The organism is uncultured Campylobacter sp., assembly GCF_938040115.1.
Taxonomy (GTDB): domain Bacteria; phylum Campylobacterota; class Campylobacteria; order Campylobacterales; family Campylobacteraceae; genus Campylobacter_A.
The window spans coordinates 1-1,153 of the sequence record NZ_CALHXD010000059.1 but is presented as its reverse complement, the minus strand read 5'-3'; the positions used below and the strand labels follow the sequence as shown (position 1 = coordinate 1,153).

Sequence of the window (1,153 nt, the reverse complement as noted above, 5' to 3'; positions counted from 1 at the left end):
CCGACCATCGAGCTAGCAAAGGTTAGCGGCAAAACCGTGATAATGATCGTAAATATAGTGCTCGCGTTTCCAAACCCGAACCAAAATATAGCTAAAACGATCCAAATAATAGGCGGCATAGAAAGCAGCGTCGTGATAACTGGCTTTAAAAACGCGGCAAAGCTTTTATATGCTCCAGCAACCAGCCCCAGCGTGATACCGATGGCACAGGCCGTACCGACTCCGACTAGCGAGCGCACGAGAGTGATGTTTATCTCGCTGTTTTTATAATCCGCCAAAAGCTCGTACGCTCGCACGAAAACAGCCTGCGGAGCCGGGAGCAAAAACTCCCCTCCCAGCTCGCTGCCGATCTGCCAAAGCGCGATGATAAGCGCGATCGTCGCAAATCCGCTAAAGCCGCCCCAAAGGTAGTCCGCGACCTTTAAAAACGCGCCGCGGTCTTTTTTGACGTTATCTATAAGTATCATAAAAATAGGCTCTTATCAGGCATTTTGCCGCCGAGAAGCTTTGGATTAAACTCGAAAATTTGCTCAAAAAACGCCATCACGTCATCTTGCAACTCATGCGCTTTTGTTACGGTCAAATTTGCCTTATCAAAAGCCCCGGCCAGCGCAGGCTCTGGAGCCGGCAGATACTCGGCGCCGATTTTAGCCGCGCTTTGTTTGTTTTCTAGGATCCATTTTAGCGCACTTGTTAGATCGGAGTGCAGCGTCTCAAAAAGCGCGCGATTTGCCTCGTAGTAGTCCACGTTTACGATGATTCCGGCCATCGGGATATATGGCTTGGCACCAAAGCTCTCGCCCCAAGTTTTAGGAAAATCAAGCCCGTAATGCACAGCTACGCCCGCTTTTTTACCGCGCAAAATCGTCGCTTCGCTAAGAGGCTGCGGCACGATAAGCACGTCGTAGTCCTTTTGGATAAACAGCCCCACCGCTTCAGGCGGAGTCTGGGTGTACGTGATGTCAAGCTTGCTCGCGTCTATGCCGCGTTTCTTGCAAAGCGCGCGTAGCACGAGATCGGGCATATCGTTTTTAAACGGCATTATGATTTTTTTGCCGACGAAGTCCTCGAGCGTCTTGATGCTTTCGTCCTTTATCATCGCGTTCATAACGCCTAGCGTGAGTAAATTTAACATCGCGAAATTTAACCCCTG

General features: G+C 50.0%; 1 protein-coding gene and 1 pseudogene. Both read right to left on the bottom strand.

What is annotated here, in order from left to right; all coding sequences use genetic code 11:
* A pseudogene (locus Q0314_RS02375) lies at positions 1 to 467 on the bottom strand (ABC transporter permease); the annotation flags it as partial.
* A partial coding sequence (locus tag Q0314_RS02370) for an ABC transporter substrate-binding protein (RefSeq protein WP_298056114.1) occupies positions 464 to 1,153 on the bottom strand: 690 nt, incomplete at its 5' end. The gene Q0314_RS02370 and the pseudogene Q0314_RS02375, both read right to left, overlap by 4 nt.